This is a genomic window from Flavobacterium sp. CLA17, from assembly GCF_013112255.2.
Lineage (GTDB): Bacteria > Bacteroidota > Bacteroidia > Flavobacteriales > Flavobacteriaceae > Flavobacterium > Flavobacterium circumlabens.
Window position 1 is genome coordinate 568,608 of sequence record NZ_CP068294.1, and the last position, 17,233, is coordinate 585,840.

Consider the following 17,233-nt stretch of genomic DNA (forward strand, 5'->3'; position numbering starts at 1 on the left):
CGGGCGTTTATTCGTAATACAATTGAGAAGCCTTTATTTCCTGTTTCTCTTTTCCTTCCTGCTGAATGAAACAACTTAAGGTAGTGCCGCCAATCTGATCAAAATAGTTAATGTTGATTTTGTGAAAACCTTTTTCAAGTCTTGCAACACCATACGCTTCGTTAAGCCAATGAATGCCGTCATTATTGACGATTAATTCATTATCGATAAAAAGCTTCGATCCGTCATCTGAAAGCGTCGAAATGGTATAGTTTCCCGTTTCCGGAATATAGAGGTATCCGTCGAATTTTAAGCCGATATAACGCTCTGTTTTCGATTTCCATTTTTCACTGCTGACCGCTCCTTCAAAAATTCCTGAATTCACAGGTTTTGCCAGTTCTAAATCCTGAACCTGCTGAAATAATTTTCCAGTGAAATACTCATATTTTAAACCTTGTTTGGTTGGATTTACTGCTAATGCTGCTTTTAAATCCGGATTTTTAACCAATATTTTATTGATAGAACTTTTTCTTCCGCTTGGGCTAATCTGAACCGTTTTGATAGTTCGGTATTCTCCTTTCGGAATATTTATAGTTACTGGCTTTTCATAAAGTTCTGCCGTTTCATCCGGATTGTAACCATCGATGGTATAAAAAATCTGTCCGTTTTTGATCGTTGGTTTTAAATCTAAAACATATTTTGAGGCAATCAAAGCAGTTTCATCAGAACCAAAAGGAGTTGGAACTTTGTACAATCTTTTTTGTGCTTCCAGTTTTTCCAAATGATGCGGCATTTTGTTAAGGACAAAATTGTTGTAATTTTTATTTTGAGGCTGCGTCCAGGCAATTTCTGCCAAAGCAAATACCCTTGGATACAGTTGATAATTCAATTTAGCGGGGCTTGTGAGGTATTCCGACCAAAGATTAGATTGAAGGCCCATGATATATTTTTGCTCGTCAACCGTTAAACTGTCAACTGGAGTTGGATTGTAATGGTATATTTTGTCTACTGTAATTAATCTTCCAACGGTTAAAGGTTCATTTGGCGAATAGCCCTGATTGTAATCTAAATATAAAACCTGTTCCGGATTCATGATCACAAAATGCTTTTGTTTCGCGGCACTAATTCCTCCGGCTTCTCCGCGCCAGGACATTACAGCAGCATTTGGAGCGAGTCCGCCTTCCAGCATTTCATCCCAGCCCAGAATTTGCCTTCCGTTGGCATTGAGGAATTTCTCTATTCGGGTGGTGAGGTAGCTTTGTAGTTGGTGCTCGTCTTTTAATCCTAAAGCTGCAATTCTTTTCTGGCAATTGGGGCAGACTTTCCATCTTGCTTTCGGACATTCATCGCCTCCGATATGAATATATTTACTGGGGAATAGAGCGATAACTTCTGTTAAAACATCTTCCAGAAAAGTAAAAGTCTCTTCTTTTCCGGCACAGAAAATATCTTCAAAAACACCCCATGATTCAATAACCTTATACGGACGATCCGGAAAACAGGATAAATTGGGGTAAGCAGTAACGGCTGCCGTTGCATGGCCGGGCATTTCAATTTCAGGAATGATATTTACGTAATGTTCCTCGGCAAATTTTACAACGTCCTTAATTTCTTCCTGTGTATAAAAACCTCCGTACGGATTTCCATCAAAGAACATTGGCGATCGTTCAAATTTATTTCCAACTAAAGTCTGCGCTCTTTTAGAACCGACTGCAGTTAATTTTGGATATTTTTTGATTTCAATTCTCCAGCCCTGATCGTCTGTCAGGTGCCAGTGAAAGTTGTTTAGCTTATAACTGGACATTTGTGTGATAAAATCTTTTATAACATCAACCGGAAAAAAATGACGGCAAACATCCAGATGAAGCCCGCGGTAGCTGTATCTGGGCTCGTCTTCGATGGTCACGCAAGGCATTTTTATTTCCTGATTTTTTGTTTTATTCGGCAACAGCTGCAGCAGACTCTGAACAGCATAAAATAATCCTTCTTCAGTACCTGTAACGGTGATTTTTTTGGAAGTAATATTGATTTTGTACGCTTCTTTATTGAATGAGGCTGAAGGATTTTTAGCAATAAACACCACTTCAACAGTTTCTTTTTTTGAAGGTAGATTTCCATTAACGGCAGCTTCAAAAATTTGTGCCGTTTTAAGTTCTTGCGCACTGAATTTATTATTTTCAAAAACAACTTTTATCCTTCCGTTGAAACGAATGCTGTCTCCTGTTGCTTTGTAGGAGTTTGGAGCAGGAATGATCGAATTGTTTTCAGAAAAAGTTTGGGCATTTCCGAAAGAAAAACAAAATATTAAAAAGAGGAATAGACTTTTTTGCATGGTTGTTTTTTTGGTTTGTTGAACAAATTTAGGATTTGTAAATTACTTTGCATTTTTTTTGCAAAAGAGTTTGGTGTTTAAATGTCTTTAAAATAGATGAATTAACTTTTTTATTACTTTGTGTTATAATTTGTTTCGCAATAATATTGCATTTATTGTTTACATTTGCTCCTAACAAAATTGAACTTGCATGAGTAATGATAATGAAGTGGTTAATTACACTAAGGAAGAACGTAAAAATCTTATTTTAAAAGAGATTAACTTGCACACCCGTGTAAGTTTTGAAACGCTTTCGGCCAAATTATTTGTTTCAGAAGATACGGTCAGACGTGATATTAATGAACTTGAATCAGAATCTTTATTGATTAAAGTAAAGGGTGGTGCGATGACAAAAGCCTATCACCATTCTTCATCAAATCAGACTTATGCAGGCGAAGCGAAACAGGTTATTGCACAAAAAACGTTAGGTTTACTTCATGATGGCATGGTTTTGTTAATTGGCGGCGGAACGACCATCAGAGAGTTCATACGCTTGATTCCAAATGATTTAAATCTTACTATTTTTACGGTTACCGTTCTTTCTGCAGTAGAACTTCTGGACAAACCCAATGTTAAAATCATCATGATTGGCGGCAGCATTTCTTCTTACAGCCAAATGTGCGTGAGCGGCGATGTTTACAATCAACTGGCCAACATTAAAGTCGACTTACTGATTTTAGGAACCAATGCTTTAGATATTGAAGGTGGTTTCTCTGATTCTGACTGGGAAACCGTTCAGGTAAAAAAAGCAATGATTCAGGCTTCCGAAAAAACAGCCATTCTGACTATTTCCGAAAAACTGGATACCGTTTTAAAAATGAAAATTGCCAGCTTATCCGAGGTAGATTATGTGGTTACCGAAGTTAATCCCGATCATGAAAAATTACAATCGTATAAGAAGGCAGTTCCAAGTTTAGTTTTTATTTAATGCCAGTTTTTCATTAAAAAATTAATCCAGTTCTGATGAAAGATGCTTTTTAAATCTTCATCCGAATAACCGTTGTTTTTAAAAATCAACACCAATTTTTGTAAATCTGCAATCGTATCTAAATCATACGGACCCTGTTCTGTTCCAAAAGCACCATCCAGATCGGAACCTATGCCAATATGGCTGGCATTTCCGGCCAACTGGCAAATGTGATCCATGTGTCTGAAAACCGTTTCCAGATTACATTGTGTCCCCAAAGGTGTTGAAACACCTCTTTCCCAGTTCGGAACCAGCATCCAGGCATCTAAAGCACCGCCAATGACGGCTCCTCTCGAAATTAAGGCCCTGATCATTTCGTCGCTGTACTGTCTGTTATGATCGACAAGACTTCTGCAATTGTTATGGCTCGCCCAAACGGGGCCGTTATAGTGATCTAAAGCCTGCCAAAAAGCATCGTCGCATAAATGTGTGGCATCCAGAATAATATTCAGACGTTCCATTTCTTTCAATAAATCAAGACCATTCTGATTCATTTTTCCGGTGGCATCTGTTCCGTTTGCGTAACGTCCCGGACCATAGTGGGCAGGGCCGATCGCCCGTAAACCGTAATTATAGGCTTTCTCTAAATAGGAAATATCAACTATCGAATCGGCGCCTTCTAAACTTAAAATATAACCAATTGGCTTTTTATCATTTGGAGTTCCGTCATTCCATACCTCAATTTGTTTTTGGAGTGATTTTTTATCGGTAATCGCCACCATTTCTCCGGCTTCTTCCATGGTTTTGTACCAGGTCAGTTGTCCCTGCGTTTGTGCCCAGGCCTGTTCGGGAGAATTCCAACCCGGAATGATACTGCCCGGTTTTACGAAACGTGCGATTTGAGTCGCTACCACAATACCAATATTGCCTCTTCGCAAATCAGGAAACGAAACCGTGGCGCGCTCGCGGTCCGGTTTGTCAGTCATTCCTTTTTCTAAATGGCGCAATGTTTTTACATCATTTCTTAAATCTCTGTTCCATTCCATCGCATTCATGCTCAGGTCTAAATGGGCGTCTATTATAAACATAGTATTTTTTTTAAGGCACAAAGGTCAAAGGCTCAGAGGGTTCTCTAGACAAGTGTTATTATGAGGTCTATTCTCTTTCTTCTTCGCTCTGTTTCCTATTCTTTTTTCTTTATTCTCGTTTTTCTGCTGCTAGATGTTAATTTTTCTGCTGCGGGCCGCCACCTGCCATTGATCGCAAATTTCATGGGCTGCATTTACCACCTGAACCGAATCGTAAAGCGCGCAGGTAGGGCAGACATGATAGGGCTGGGCGTAAATAGTATCGCCGATAGCATACTCGTTTTTTCCTCTGTTTTCTATAATTAAGTGCTCTTCTGAATGTGCTGTCGGGATTAGGTTTTCATCATTTAAAAGCACTAATCTTTTGTCGATCGGGTTTTCGGAAGCTACGGCTTTGTATCCGATATCGATACAAAATGTGGTACTTGTAGGCTTTGAAATAATAGTTCCGACAATAACCAGAGCAGGCTCAAAATTTTGTTCGGGTAAATGAATCTGGTAATTCGAATCCCAAAAAACAAAAGTTCCGGGACTGCATTCTACGTTGTTCTGACTGGCATAAAACGGAAATGTATTCGATCCTCCGGCAACAATTTTTAGTGCGTAACCCAGCTTTTCCTGAAGGGCTTCAACTGCTTCATTGATACTAAAAAACAAGTTGGAAGCGGCAGCAATGCGGTGTTCTAAATCACCTTTCAAATGACCATCGTAAATATGAATTCCGACGAAATGAATGTTTTTTAAAGAAACAATTTCTTCTATTAAAGCTATCCAGTTTTTAGAAATGGAGACTCCCGTTCGATTCATTCCGGTATTCAGGTCCAGATAAACTGTAAGTTGTAAACTGTTTTGCTGCGCAATTTCATTCAAAGCTTTTGCTGATTCGATATTGTCAACAATGGTCGAAAAAGCAGTGTTGGGATATTTTTTTATTAATGAAATCCATCTCTCTTTTTTAGCTCCGACAGGCTGATAGGCGAGAAGTACATCTGAAATTTCGTGTATCGCAGCCAATTCCGCTTCGGCAATAGTGGCGCATTTTATTTTTTGGATGCCGTAGGTTTTAAATAAATCAAGGATCTCACCAATTTTATGTGTCTTGATATGGGGTCTTAATTTTTGAACATCACCATTTACGAATTCAATCAGACGCTCGATATTCGACTGGATACGATCTTCGTAAACAGCTAAAAAAGGAGTGTCAATACGGGTTTCGGAATTAATTTTCCACCAATCTTTTTGCATACTCTAGTTTTTGGTTTTTTCAACAACTTCAATTAAATTCTGAAAAGCTTCAACTGATTTTTCAAACGTCAGTTGGGCCAACAGTTCCTTTGAAAATAAATTAGATCCGATTCCGACACAAACCACACCAACTTTAAACCAGGATCTTAAGTTGCTTTCTTCTAGAGTCACACCTCCGGTTGGCATTAATTTTAAATTCGGAAAAGGGGCTTTGATCGCTTTTACATATCCGGGTCCGCCAATTTTATCGGCAGGGAACAATTTGACAACTTCTGCGCCTAATTTATTGGCATGCAGCACCTCGTTTAGAGTAGCTGCTCCGGGAATCCAGTACACATTATTCTTAAAACAATAATTGCCTATTTCTAAATCGGTATGCGGACAAACGATGCAGTCGGCTCCCAATTGATGGTAAGCTTCCGCATCAGTAACGGTTAAAATAGAGCCAACCGCAATTTTTATATCTAATTTATTAGCATTTCTAAACGCAATCATCTGGCTGAAAACTTCCTTTGCATCATTGGAGCGCGCTGCAAACTCAATGATTTTAATACCGGTTGCCGCAGCTGATTTCAATATGATTTCGGCAGTTTGAATGTTGATTTGAGTGACTAACGGAAGTACGCCTTGTGCTTTTAAAATGCTGTACATATTTGGGGAAATTTATCTGTTAATTCTGTTACTGGAGCCATTTTTGATAAAATGACTTATTTCTGCTGGATTGCTGATCGCAAAGTCTCCGGGAATACTCTGTTTGATCACCCCGCAGGCTGTGGCCCAATCGATACATTCCTGGCCTGAAAAGGTATGGGCCAATCCGTAAAGTAAACCTGCTGTAAAAGCATCACCGGAACCAATCTGATCCGTTACCAGATGTATTTTTTGTTCTTTTGTTTCATAAAAATTGCCTTCATGCAAAAGCAATCCTTTGTATAAATGTGCCGGTCCGTCTGATTTTCTAAAACTCATGGCCAGTGTTTGTAGAAAAGGCATTTTTATTTTTAATAATTCGAATGTTTGCTGAAAACGATTGGTATCGGATTCTTTTGCATCAGTCGTGATTCCGAAATAAATGGCTACGGCATCTAAATCCGCGACCGTGATGGTGCTGTACTGAAGCAAATCGGGCATGATTTCGGAAGGATGTTTTCCGTATTGCCATAATTTGGATCGGTAATTAAAATCAGAAGAAATAGGCAAACCTTTTTTATGCGCTGCCAGAATTGCTTCCCTGCAGGCTAAACCTGCTTCAAGTGATACGCCCGGGCTTATTCCTGACCAGTGAAAATGCGTGACATCGGCCAAAGCCAAATCCCAGTTAATCTGATCTTTTTGTATGGTGGCGAAAGAAGAATTACTTCGGTCGTAAATTACCTGCGACTGCCTGATCTGATTTCCGGCTTCGACAAAATATAATCCTAAACGTTCTCCGCCATACACGCATTTGGAGGTATTTACTTTGTATTTCTGAAGTTCGTTTATCGCCAATTGCGCCAGATCGTTTTCCGGTAATCGGGTAATATAATCAGTCTGAATGCCAAGCTGGGAAAGTAATACACAAACATTGGCTTCGGCTCCGCCTACATGAACGCGCATTTCACTGGCTTGCGTAAAGCGATAGCCATCGATAACATTCATTCGAAGTAATAATTCGCCAAAAGTTGCAATTCTGGTTTTTGAGGTTTTTGTATTCATTGTTGTGTTTTTTTTTGCCACAGATTATAGAGATTTATAAACGTTGTGTTTTTTGCCACGACTCGAGCGATAGCGAATAGGCGAAGCAATTACACGAATTTTCACGAATTTCTTTACGCACTGATTCGCATAAATTCGTGGCTAAAAAAATCATTTTAATCTGTGCAATCTGTGGCAGAACTTTTTTAAATAATTCCAAAACGGTTAAGCGAGCTGATTCGTGTAAATTCGTGCAATTTGTAGCAAGAAAATCATTTCAATCCTGTAATCAGTGGCATAACTTTTTAATATAATTCAAAAACGGCTTCTACTTCAACAGGAATATTGTCCGGTAGTGAGCCCATTCCAACAGCGCTTCGTACGCCGATTCCGTTTTCCTGTCCCCAAACTTCGGCAAACAATTCACTGCAGCCGTTGATTACGTAGGGATGTCTCAGGAAATCACCATTACAATTTACCATTCCCAGTACTTTTACAACTCTTTTTACTTTGTCCAGGCTTCCAAAATTGGTTACGATGGTAGAAAGCATGGTCAGTCCAACTTGTCTTGCGGCTAGTTTTCCTTCTTCAATATCCATGTCATCACCGATTCTTCCGATGATTAAGGATTTGTCATCCCGAACAGGGCCGTGTCCCGACAGGTATAAATATTTACCATCAACTAAATAAGGTTTGTAGATACCAAGCGGTTGGGGTGCCGGAGGTAGTGATAAACCTAATGTTTCAAATTTTTCCTGTGGTAATAAATTCATGATATTAATGTATAATTGAGTTTAAAATAAAAACGAAAATGATTCCTAAAACCGATACTAAAGATTCCATGACGGTCCATGATTTAAAAGTATCTTTCAGGCTGATATTAAAATATTCTTTAAACATCCAGAAACTCGGATCGTTTACGTGGGAGCACATCAGACTTCCGGCTCCTACAGCTAAAACTAACAGATTGGGGTCGAGTCCGTTAGTTTGTAGTAAAGGTAATAAAACGCTGGCAGTCATTAATCCGGCGGCAGTTGCAGACCCTACACAAACCCGAATTATGGCGGCCATTATCCAGGCCAGTAAATACGGATGAATGCTGGTCTGTGTTAAAGTCGACACAATAGTTTCGTTGACACCGCTGACAATCATGACTTCTTTCAGGCTTCCCGCTCCTCCGACAATCAAAACAATAAGGGCCACGTCTTTAATCGCGACGGCATAATCATCCATAACAGAAGTCAGGCTCCGGTTCATGCGTATGCCTAAAGTATAGGTGCAGATAAGCAGTGAAATCAACATGATCATACTGGGTTCACCAACTGTTTTGCACAGGTTAAGCAGGGTTTCATTATTTGAAATCAGGGGCAATAAGGATGTTAATGTCAAACCAAAAACGGGAAATAAGGCAGAGAATAAGCTAATCGAAAAACTTGGAAGTGTGCCCGGATTAGCGATTTCTTCAACATTTAAAATTTCATGACTGGATTCAGTTTTGATATTTTTAAGCAAATTCGAAAATAATAAACCCGCAATAAAAATTGTCGGTATGGCGATGATAATTCCATAAACCAAAACAAGTCCAATATCGGCATTTAAAATACTGCTCAGTGCCATTGGGGACGGATGCGGAGGCAAAAAACCGTGTGCCACTGAAAGCGACGCCAGCATAGGAATTCCCAAATATACCTTTGATAGTTTAAATTGATGGGCTACTGAAAAGATCAGGGGTACTAACAAAACAAATCCAACACTATAAAACAGTGGTATCCCAACAATAAATCCGGTAATCATCAGGCCTAAGCGAACGTATTTTTTGCCCGTCCATCCCATCACTGTTTTGGCAATAACATTTGCAGCTCCGGACGAAACGGTAAGTTTACCAATGCAGGTTCCGAAAACAATAATTAAAGTAATAGAACCCAGCATTTCGCCCAAACCTTTTTGCACGGTTTGTGACAAAGTGTTTATTAGCAGGCCTAAAAAAAGGCCTGCTAATAAAGCTGTTATGATGAATGCAATAAAAGGATTGATTTTAAACCAGGCTATTTGCAGGATTAAAAAAGCAATGCATGCAGTAAGAATTAAAATGCTCATTTATCTCTTGTGTTTTATTTATCCCACCAGATTTTTGTTGTGAAAGTATCTTCGCCCTGGCGTTTGATCGCTTCAGCTAAGTTAGCGGAATTCACCGAATATTCACTCGTCGGATATTTGAAACGTCTTGGAATTGTGCCGTTTGTAACGTTCCCAGGAAAGTTTACAGGAACCAAAACAGGGTAGCCTGTTCTTCTCCAGTTGGCATACACTTCCTGTTCGTCTACAAATAAAGCAATCCAAATCTGCGTGTGTATCTGATTCATTTTTTGGTCTAATGATCCGGTAGCATTAAAAGGATTTGCCGTTAAATAAGGCGTAGCATCGGCAATGGTATAACCCGCTCCGTAAATTCCCATATTCAGGAAGGATGCTTTTATGCCTTTTTCGTATAAATCTTTATCAGTTTCCGTGGCATACCATCCTCTGGCTGCAGCTTCCGCCAAATAAAGATTGGTTTCCGCATTGCTGATCAGAACCAGAGGCGCATCGTATTTAAAAACGGTACTTTGGTTGGGTTCCGAATACGTAGCCTGCTCCGTTGGAGTAGGCGCTGTTTTAAGTCCGTTCGGGAAACCTTTTTGTACCGCCAGTGTTGTGTTTTGGGCTGTTCCCTGCCAAACTCCTGCATAAACACTAATTCTTGGATCTGCGGTGGCTTGCAATAAATCGATGAAGGTTTTAGCCAGTTTTCCGCCTTCCACATTTTTTTGACCAAATGATCCCTGGGTAAAGTCTTGTCTTCTGGAATCAAGGCCAACCGGATTTCTGTTGAAATCATTCGGACCGTCTGTGTATTTCATGATCGCATTATCGCTTCCGTTTAGGATTACTCCCCCGGCAATCGCTTTGGTTACCCATGTTTTGGAAAGATTAGCATCTACTTTTGATAATCTTAATCCAAGACGAAGCATTAACGAATAGGAGAACTTTTTCCATTTGTTGATGTCACCGTCATAAATAAAATCGGCTTTGCCAAAACTTGGTTTAGAGGCATCAAGTGCAGTTGCAGCTTCATCCAGTTCTTTTAAAAGATCTTTATAAATCGCTTCCTGAGAATCGTATTTCGGAAGAAAAACCTGCGTACTATTTGCTTTCGCAGCTTCAAAATAAGGAATGTCTCCGTACAAATCAGTAATTCGGTGGTACAAATACGCTTTCCAGATTCTGGCAATATTAAGTTTGTTTCTTTCATTCGGACTGTTTTTGAGGGCGTCAATTACAATTTCAACTTCATTTACACCCGTTGGATAAGCCTGATTGAAATAAGCGGAATAATACACTTCATTGCTCAGGTATTTGTCACCGGCGCCCGAAGCTTCTTTGTAGGTTGCATAATGTTGCAGCATTCCGCCGCATTCCAGAATATTGGTAGCAAAATAATTATTGTTTAAACCGTCTAATTGCGATTTGCTGAAAATGAAATTCGGAGTGGGTTTCTCCACAACATTCGGATTCGTGTTTATTTCTTCGAAATCCTTTGTACAGGCGGTCATACTCGCTAAAAGTATTCCTGTTATATATAGTATGGTTCTCTTTTTCATGTCTTTTAATTTAAAATTTAACGTTTAAACTTAAACCAAAACTTCTTGTTTTTGGTACTCCGAATTGTTCTACACCCTGAGCATTTCCGGCACTAAATACAGATTCCGGATCTACGTTTGGTGTTTTCTTGTAAAGAATGAATAAGTTTCTTGCCACAAATGAAACAGAAGCTCCCTGAAGTTTGGATAACCCTCTTATTTTTTCGATTGGCAATTGATAACCAAAAATAACCTGTCTTAATTTTACAAAACTCGCATCATAAACAAAGGTTGACGATATGTTTCTTAATCCGTCATAGTAGGTTCTCAGGTTTTCGGGGGCAATAACCATGTTAACCGGATTTCCGTTCGTATCTACACCGGAAATCGGTAATCCGTTTTCACGACCTTCCAGGGTAAGTTTGGTTAATCCCATACGGGTTCCGTACAAATCGGTTCCGGAATATAAGCTTCCGCCAAATTTTCCGTCAATTAAAAAGCTGAAGGATAAAGCTTTGTATTTAAATTCATTGCTAATACCCGCTGACCACGGGTGAACTCCCTGACCCAATTCCTCAAGAGGACCTTGCGCGATAGTGGCCGATCCGCCGCTTACGTTGTAAACCGTATTGCCATTGGCATCTTTACGGGGTTTGTATCCTTTTATAATACTGTACGGACGACCAACATCACTGGTAATCGTAACGTAACCATTTACAGAAGTTGCCATTGTAATCGAGTTTAGCTGTTCGGTAAGGGCTTCAACCGTATTTTCATTGTAAGATCCGTTGAAGCTGGCTTCCCAGGAGAAATTAGCATTGTTGATTATTTTTCCGCTAAGCAAAAGTTCAATTCCTTTATTTCTCATCTTTCCAAGATTCAATAAAGCTGTGTTTGCCCCTGAAGCGTTAGAGATTGTAGTTTCAACAATGTCATTGGTTGTAGCACGATTGTACCAGGCCACATCAAGATTCAGGCGATTATTGAAAAAGCCTAAATCTGTACCCACTTCAAATGTGGTAGAAGTTAACGGACTTAAAGTCGCATTTGGCACTCTTGAACTTGTTGGTCCCTGTAATTGTTGTCCGTTATGTCCGCCCTGAATCATGGAATAAGACGGGTTCAGGGCATAAGGGTCCGGAGTGGCTCCACCTACCTGAGCCCATGAAGTTCTTAGTTTGGTGAAAGAAACCCATTCCGGCATTTTTATAATATCCGAAAGGATTATACTGGTTCCTACCGAAGGATAAAATACCGTGTTGTTTTCTTTAGATAAAGTAGAAAACCAATCCTGACGGCCTGTCAAATTTAAGAAAACGATGTTTTTATAGTCTAAATCTACGGCACCGTAAACGGAGTTTGTTTTGGTTTTTCCGTAGGGATAAGTGTACGTCAGGGTAGATAAATTGCTTAAGGCATAGAAATCATCTAATACAAAATTCGATCCTTCCACTTTGGTTTCGTCTCTTAAAGTCGTGCGGGAATTGACTCCAACCAGAGCATTTAAAGAGAAATCCTCGTAAATGTTTTTCTTGCTGTAATTAAGAATTGCTTCAGAATTCAGGTTTTGTAATTTTACTTTCGAACCTTGTGCGTATCCAACCGGATTGTTTAAAGTTGTTTTTGGAATATATCCGAAGAAATCATAATTCGTGTAATCCTGTCCGATTCGTCCCTGAAGGAACAAGTCCGGTGTGAAGTTTAGTTTTACGTTCAGCATTCCGATGAAACGGTTTTTGGTATCGCTGTTTTTTATTTTATTGATTACATAATAAGGATTTGTAGCCACTGCAACAGGATTCCATGCCTGTTCAATACCATTTGCATCATAGCCAGGATCAAGATTTCTGATGTCAACGGTATTGGCAATCATATACGTTCCCCAGTTCGGATTGGCTTCTGCATCAGAAACGGTTACCCTGTTGTTTGCTTTATCAATGTTGTACTGCGCCACCACATCAAATTTTAGCCAGTTGGTTAAATTGACATTGGTTGCAATGTTGACACTTTTACGATTAAAATCAGAATTAGGTACTACGCCTTCATTGTCCATGTTCATGAAAGAAAGGCGTCCGGTTGCTTTTTCTGTTCCTCCGGATAAAGCAATAGAGTTTATATAAGTCGTTCCGGTTTGGTAAAAGTTTTTAATATTGTTTTTCTGAGGGGAGTAAGGTCTTGCCACTCCGTCAAACTGAATCACATCTGTTCCATCCATTTTGGCTCCCCAGGACCAACGTCCGGCAGCTATGGCTTCAGCTTGTGTGGTTGGTTTTTGACCTAGTGAGCCTGAACCGTATTCGTACTGCCAGTCCGGTGTAATAGACGGAGTTTCGAAAGTAAAGGAGGAATTATAGTCTACGCCAATACCTTTTTGGGCGGCACCTCTTTTGGTCTGAATCAGAATAACTCCATTGGCGGCACTTGCACCGTAAAGCGCGGCTGCCGTTCCCCCTTTAAGAACCGTAATGGTTTTAATATCATCAGGGTTGATGACAGAAGTTCCGTCACCTCGGTCTACATTGATTCTGGTGGATCCCGCTCCGTTACCAATTCCCGGTAAATTAAGCTGGGTATTGTCTATTGGTAAATCATTAACCACATACATCGGCTGGTTATTTCCATTAAGGGAACCATTACCACGAATCACGACGCGGGTTGATCCGTTTGGACCCGTTGAGGTACTGCTTACATTTACACCGGCAATTTTACCTACCAGCGCATTGGCGATATTGGTTTCTTTCGCCTTTGTAAATTCTGTTCCTTTAAGTTCCGTTACTGCGTATGCAATTGATTTACTGCTTTTTTTAACACCAAGTGCCGTTACTACAACCTGATCCAGAACATTTTCTGCCGGTTTTAGTCTAATCGTTAAACTTGTAGTTTTAATTAAAGCAAATGATAAAGTTTCGTAGCCCATATAGGTTACAATAATGTGGACTTCGTTTTCAGGAACATTTAATTTAAATTTTCCGTTTTCGTCAGAGATTGTTACTAATTTATTATTGCTTTCCGCATAAATAGTAGCTCCGGCAATTGGCATTCCGTCATCCTGGCCTAATACCTGACCTGAAATTTCGACCTGATTGCTTGTTTGTTCAAAAAGAGGCTTTTTAATTGCAGTCTCTTTTGCGCTTGCGGAAAGGATTATCCCTCCCATAAGCACGAATGAAATTAGCTTTGTTTTCATAATTCTTTGGTTTTCATGTTTTTTTGGTTTTTGTTGGCGATCAAATATAAATATTTATTTTTCACGTTTGCGTTTTTTTTGCACAAAATGCATATTTTTTGCAATATTTTTTCCTGAAGTATTTTTAAATTCCAAAAGAAGTACTGTTTTTGAAGGTATTTTGAGATTTTTTTGCATAAAGTGTTTTAGTATTGCAAAAATAAATTTTGGCTGAAAATTCGTATTTTTGAAGTATGAAAATTGCACTTATTCAATCCGATCTTTATTGGGAAGACACTTCTAAGAATAGAAATAACTTCGAATCGAAAATAAATCAACTCGATTCAGAAGTGAATTTAGTGGTGCTTCCTGAAATGTTTTCCACTGGTTTTACCATGAATGCCAGCGAAGTAGCCGAAACCATGCAGGGAGAAACGGTGCTTTGGATGCAGTCTTTGGCAAGGCAGAAAAAAATGGCCATTGCGGGCAGTGTCATTATTTCAGAAAAGGAGAAGTATTACAACCGCATGCTGTTTGTTTTTCCGAATGGACAAATACAACAGTATAATAAACGCCATTTGTTTTCACTGGCCGGAGAAGATAAGTACTACGAGGCCGGAACTCAGAAAGTAATCGTGGAGTATTTAGACTGGAAAATCTGTCTTCAGATTTGTTATGATTTAAGATTTCCTGTTTTTGCAAGAAATGCAGAAAATTATGACTTGCTTTTATACGTAGCCAATTGGCCGAAAGTTCGCACGAATGCCTGGGATGCTTTGCTGAAAGCGCGTGCCATTGAAAACCTGAGTTATGTAGTCGCCGTAAACAGGGTCGGACTGGATGCGAATGAGTATGAGCATATTGGTCATTCGCAGGTTATTGATTTTCTTGGAAATCCGGTTTTGGATCCCCAGGAAAACGAAGGTGTTTTTATAGTTGAAATCGATAAAAAACCAATGCTGGAAACGCGTAAAAAGCTGGATTTTTTAAGTGACAGGGATCAGTTTGAAATTAAAATACTATAAATCAGATTTTAAAACTGTAATTTCTTCTTTTGAGTTTTTGGTACGAACGGTAATTTTTTTGTACTCCCATTCAGTCCCTTTTTTGATAGCGGAAATATTTAATTTCCCTCTGCCTTTTGAACCCTCTATTCTAACAGATAAATCAACAGAATTATTATTGTTGGAATAGGAAGCATTTCCTTCTATAATGGCTAATTTATCAATTGGCTTGATTTCGCCCATAACTTCAAGGATTCTGGTATTTGAGTTTGCCTGATGTATTGCATTTTTATAAAGTGAGTTTTCTGTATAGGCCTGAGCCATATCACTAATCCCTTTTCCGGAATTTACAGATATTGAAACTATAAACAGTACAAAAAGGCATCCCGCTGAAAACCATTTCCAGTTTTTCTTTATCCAGCTTTCTTTTTGAACTACATCATTATCCATTTTTACGGTTTAAAAAGCTTTCCTTTTCTTGGCGTCCTCTTTTTTCTTTTTGTCTTCCAGTTTTTTCTCCACTTCAGGGCTGAAAGGAATGCTTAAATCTACTGTTTCATTTCGGTCCCAATTGGCTCGGACATCAAATTCCTGCTGATAATAGTAAACTTCCTCGGCAAGTCTTTTTTCCAGAAAACTTCCGGGATCGTACATTTTGTTTTTGTTATCATCGTAAATAACGCGAATTGTAAACGCATTAGGCTCTATCAGATTGAATTCAATTTTGGTCTCGCCTTCAGAATAATCCTCCGCCAATATGATATCTCCTTTTTTATTGGTCAATTGTACAATTATAGGAAAACGTTTTACATTTTTCAGATTCAATATTAAATTTCCGTAATCCGCCAGTTCTTTTGTAGTTAGCTTATACGATAACGTATCGTTTGCCTTTTCGTAAAAATCCGTTAAAGCGCCCGGAAAAAAGGTAAAATGATATTTTTCTAAAGGCTCTTTCTTGAAATCAACATACAGTTTTTGGTCAAATTCATCGTACTCTGTTGTGAAATCTACGGCTACGGAATCTTTATTGACTAATTTGATTTTAGATTTATCAAATTTCACCAAAGGCGTTTCGGTCTCTAAAGTGAAACGGTCCCTGAAATTGATAATTCCGTTTTGTACGGCTTTTATGTTTAAGGTGTCTTTTTTCTGGTCTTTAATTTTAACAGTAAACCTCTTTTTATAACTTTCTCTTTCTACTTCTAAAGATAAGGAGTCGGCTTTTAGGGGTTTATACCAAACCTGTAACGAATCTTTTTTCGGAAATTGGGTTACGATAGTCTCGAGAACTTCAGTATTGTTCTTCAGGACAATTTTTGGTTTCGAATTCTTAAAGTTTTGTTTGCCTTCATACGGAAGTAACAATCTGTTACCGGAAGCCTGTATGGGTTTGAAGGTTTTTAACGGAAGGGTTTCCTTAAATAATTCTACCTCAAAAACCGAGTCGTTGGGCACAGTGATGTAACTTTTAAGAAATCCGATTTTATCATCCTTCGGATTAAATTTATTGTTGCTCCCCTTGTCCTTTAAGGCAAGCAAAAGATATTTTCCGGCTTTTAAATTTTCAAATTTAAAAGTTCTCATACTGTCTAAGGTATTCGTAATATATCTCGGGTTTTCTTTGTAAATAACCGAATCTTTAAATTTGTCATTCACCTCATAAAGCATTACCGAAACAAAATTGTCTACATTTTTTTCGTAAGCATCTTTGATTTTTCCGTTAAGGCTAAGCGAGTCGATGTAAGATCCGGTCGAGAAAACATATTTGAACTGGTTGTAGGCGTTTCCTTCATTATTATCTGTGATACCCTGACCAAAGTTCAGGCTGTAGGTCGTGTTCGGCTGTAAAGTGTCTCTCAGTTTGATTGTGATAAATCTGCTGACATTTGTTGGAGTAATCAGCGGCTCATGTTTCATTGGAGGTGAAATAATCAGCTGCTTATTTATATTTTTAAGCTTTATATATTCATCAAATGTCAAAGTGATTTCATCTCCTTTAAAATCAGTACTAAGGTTTTTAGGGGAACTGGAGATCAGAACCGGAGCAAGAGTATCTTTTAATCCACCAGTAATACTGCCCCTCTTGGCGCAGCTCATCATTAGTAACAACAATAAAAATGAAATATATTTCAGTGTGTTTTTCAACATAACAGGTTTTGAATTTTATTCCACAAAATAA

At 38.8% G+C, this 17,233-nt stretch carries 14 protein-coding genes; 2 read left to right on the plus strand and 12 right to left on the minus strand.

Translation table 11 applies throughout. From position 1 onward, the window contains the following. Positions 1 to 7: 7 nt before the first annotated feature. Positions 8 to 2,311, minus strand: coding sequence for a family 20 glycosylhydrolase (locus tag HAV12_RS02395; protein WP_171568309.1), 2,304 nt, complete (start codon positions 2,309 to 2,311; stop codon positions 8 to 10). Between the two features lie 190 nt (positions 2,312 to 2,501). Between HAV12_RS02395 and HAV12_RS02400 the strand changes: the two genes are divergently transcribed. Then, complete coding sequence (locus tag HAV12_RS02400; RefSeq protein WP_132037275.1) at positions 2,502 to 3,278, plus strand: DeoR/GlpR family DNA-binding transcription regulator; 777 nt, start codon at positions 2,502 to 2,504, stop codon at positions 3,276 to 3,278. On the opposite strand, the gene HAV12_RS02405 is transcribed toward HAV12_RS02400, so the two are convergent. The 9 genes from HAV12_RS02405 to HAV12_RS22975 all read right to left on the minus strand — a co-directional run bounded on the left by HAV12_RS02405 (position 3,275) and on the right by HAV12_RS22975 (position 14,248). Beyond that, the gene (locus HAV12_RS02405; protein ID WP_171568310.1) at positions 3,275 to 4,345 is read right to left on the minus strand and encodes a dipeptidase; all 1,071 of its coding nucleotides are present in this window, start codon (positions 4,343 to 4,345) and stop codon (positions 3,275 to 3,277) included. The two genes, HAV12_RS02400 and HAV12_RS02405, sit on opposite strands and share 4 nt — an antisense overlap. Positions 4,346 to 4,474: 129 nt before the next feature. Next, positions 4,475 to 5,590, minus strand: coding sequence for a D-TA family PLP-dependent enzyme (locus HAV12_RS02410; RefSeq protein ID WP_171568311.1), 1,116 nt, complete (start codon positions 5,588 to 5,590; stop codon positions 4,475 to 4,477). 3 nt (positions 5,591 to 5,593) lie between these two features. After that, complete coding sequence (locus tag HAV12_RS02415; RefSeq protein ID WP_132037278.1) at positions 5,594 to 6,241, minus strand: bifunctional 4-hydroxy-2-oxoglutarate aldolase/2-dehydro-3-deoxy-phosphogluconate aldolase; 648 nt, start codon at positions 6,239 to 6,241, stop codon at positions 5,594 to 5,596. A gap of 12 nt (positions 6,242 to 6,253) precedes the next feature. Then, positions 6,254 to 7,285 (minus strand): sugar kinase, encoded by a 1,032-nt coding sequence (locus HAV12_RS02420; protein ID WP_171568312.1) that lies wholly within the window; start codon positions 7,283 to 7,285, stop codon positions 6,254 to 6,256. Between the two features lie 284 nt (positions 7,286 to 7,569). Continuing rightward, complete coding sequence (locus HAV12_RS02425) at positions 7,570 to 8,037, minus strand: RidA family protein (protein ID WP_132037280.1); 468 nt, start codon at positions 8,035 to 8,037, stop codon at positions 7,570 to 7,572. Between the two features lie 4 nt (positions 8,038 to 8,041). After that, positions 8,042 to 9,361, minus strand: a complete 1,320-nt coding sequence (locus HAV12_RS02430) for a GntP family permease (protein ID WP_171568313.1) — start codon at positions 9,359 to 9,361, stop codon at positions 8,042 to 8,044. Positions 9,362 to 9,375: 14 nt separating this feature from the next. Beyond that, positions 9,376 to 10,905, minus strand: coding sequence for a SusD/RagB family nutrient-binding outer membrane lipoprotein (locus tag HAV12_RS02435; protein ID WP_171568314.1), 1,530 nt, complete (start codon positions 10,903 to 10,905; stop codon positions 9,376 to 9,378). Between the two features lie 10 nt (positions 10,906 to 10,915). Further along, positions 10,916 to 14,071, minus strand: a complete 3,156-nt coding sequence (locus HAV12_RS02440; protein ID WP_171568315.1) for a SusC/RagA family TonB-linked outer membrane protein — start codon at positions 14,069 to 14,071, stop codon at positions 10,916 to 10,918. Between the two features lie 54 nt (positions 14,072 to 14,125). Further along, positions 14,126 to 14,248: a hypothetical protein gene (locus HAV12_RS22975; protein ID WP_255539501.1), complete on the minus strand. Its 123-nt coding sequence runs from the start codon at positions 14,246 to 14,248 to the stop codon at positions 14,126 to 14,128. A 56-nt stretch (positions 14,249 to 14,304) separates the two neighbouring features. Between HAV12_RS22975 and HAV12_RS02445 the strand changes: the two genes are divergently transcribed. Next, complete coding sequence (locus HAV12_RS02445) at positions 14,305 to 15,075, plus strand: nitrilase family protein (protein ID WP_171568316.1); 771 nt, start codon at positions 14,305 to 14,307, stop codon at positions 15,073 to 15,075. On the opposite strand, the gene HAV12_RS02450 is transcribed toward HAV12_RS02445, so the two are convergent. After that, positions 15,070 to 15,504, minus strand: a complete 435-nt coding sequence (locus HAV12_RS02450) for a cytochrome c oxidase assembly factor Coa1 family protein (RefSeq protein ID WP_171568317.1) — start codon at positions 15,502 to 15,504, stop codon at positions 15,070 to 15,072. The genes HAV12_RS02445 and HAV12_RS02450 overlap by 6 nt on opposite strands. A 9-nt stretch (positions 15,505 to 15,513) precedes the next feature. Next, positions 15,514 to 17,202: an Ig-like domain-containing protein gene (locus HAV12_RS02455; RefSeq protein ID WP_171568318.1), complete on the minus strand. Its 1,689-nt coding sequence runs from the start codon at positions 17,200 to 17,202 to the stop codon at positions 15,514 to 15,516. Positions 17,203 to 17,233: the final 31 nt, after the last annotated feature.

Excerpts from the sequence above, each read along its gene's own strand:
- HAV12_RS02395 (WP_171568309.1), bottom strand. The coding sequence starts at position 2,311 with ATGCAAAAAAGTCTATTCCTCTTTTTAATATTTTGTTTTTCTTTCGGA.
- HAV12_RS02400 (WP_132037275.1), top strand. The coding sequence starts at position 2,502 with ATGAGTAATGATAATGAAGTGGTTAATTACACTAAGGAAGAACGTAAA.
- HAV12_RS02405 (WP_171568310.1), bottom strand. The coding sequence starts at position 4,345 with ATGTTTATAATAGACGCCCATTTAGACCTGAGCATGAATGCGATGGAA.
- HAV12_RS02410 (WP_171568311.1), bottom strand. The coding sequence starts at position 5,590 with ATGCAAAAAGATTGGTGGAAAATTAATTCCGAAACCCGTATTGACACT.
- HAV12_RS02415 (WP_132037278.1), bottom strand. The coding sequence starts at position 6,241 with ATGTACAGCATTTTAAAAGCACAAGGCGTACTTCCGTTAGTCACTCAA.
- HAV12_RS02420 (WP_171568312.1), bottom strand. The coding sequence starts at position 7,285 with ATGAATACAAAAACCTCAAAAACCAGAATTGCAACTTTTGGCGAATTA.
- HAV12_RS02425 (WP_132037280.1), bottom strand. The coding sequence starts at position 8,037 with ATGAATTTATTACCACAGGAAAAATTTGAAACATTAGGTTTATCACTA.
- HAV12_RS02430 (WP_171568313.1), bottom strand. The coding sequence starts at position 9,361 with ATGAGCATTTTAATTCTTACTGCATGCATTGCTTTTTTAATCCTGCAA.
- HAV12_RS02435 (WP_171568314.1), bottom strand. The coding sequence starts at position 10,905 with ATGAAAAAGAGAACCATACTATATATAACAGGAATACTTTTAGCGAGT.
- HAV12_RS02440 (WP_171568315.1), bottom strand. The coding sequence starts at position 14,071 with ATGAAAACAAAGCTAATTTCATTCGTGCTTATGGGAGGGATAATCCTT.
- HAV12_RS22975 (WP_255539501.1), bottom strand. The coding sequence starts at position 14,248 with ATGCAAAAAAATCTCAAAATACCTTCAAAAACAGTACTTCTTTTGGAA.
- HAV12_RS02445 (WP_171568316.1), top strand. The coding sequence starts at position 14,305 with ATGAAAATTGCACTTATTCAATCCGATCTTTATTGGGAAGACACTTCT.
- HAV12_RS02450 (WP_171568317.1), bottom strand. The coding sequence starts at position 15,504 with ATGGATAATGATGTAGTTCAAAAAGAAAGCTGGATAAAGAAAAACTGG.
- HAV12_RS02455 (WP_171568318.1), bottom strand. The coding sequence starts at position 17,202 with ATGTTGAAAAACACACTGAAATATATTTCATTTTTATTGTTGTTACTA.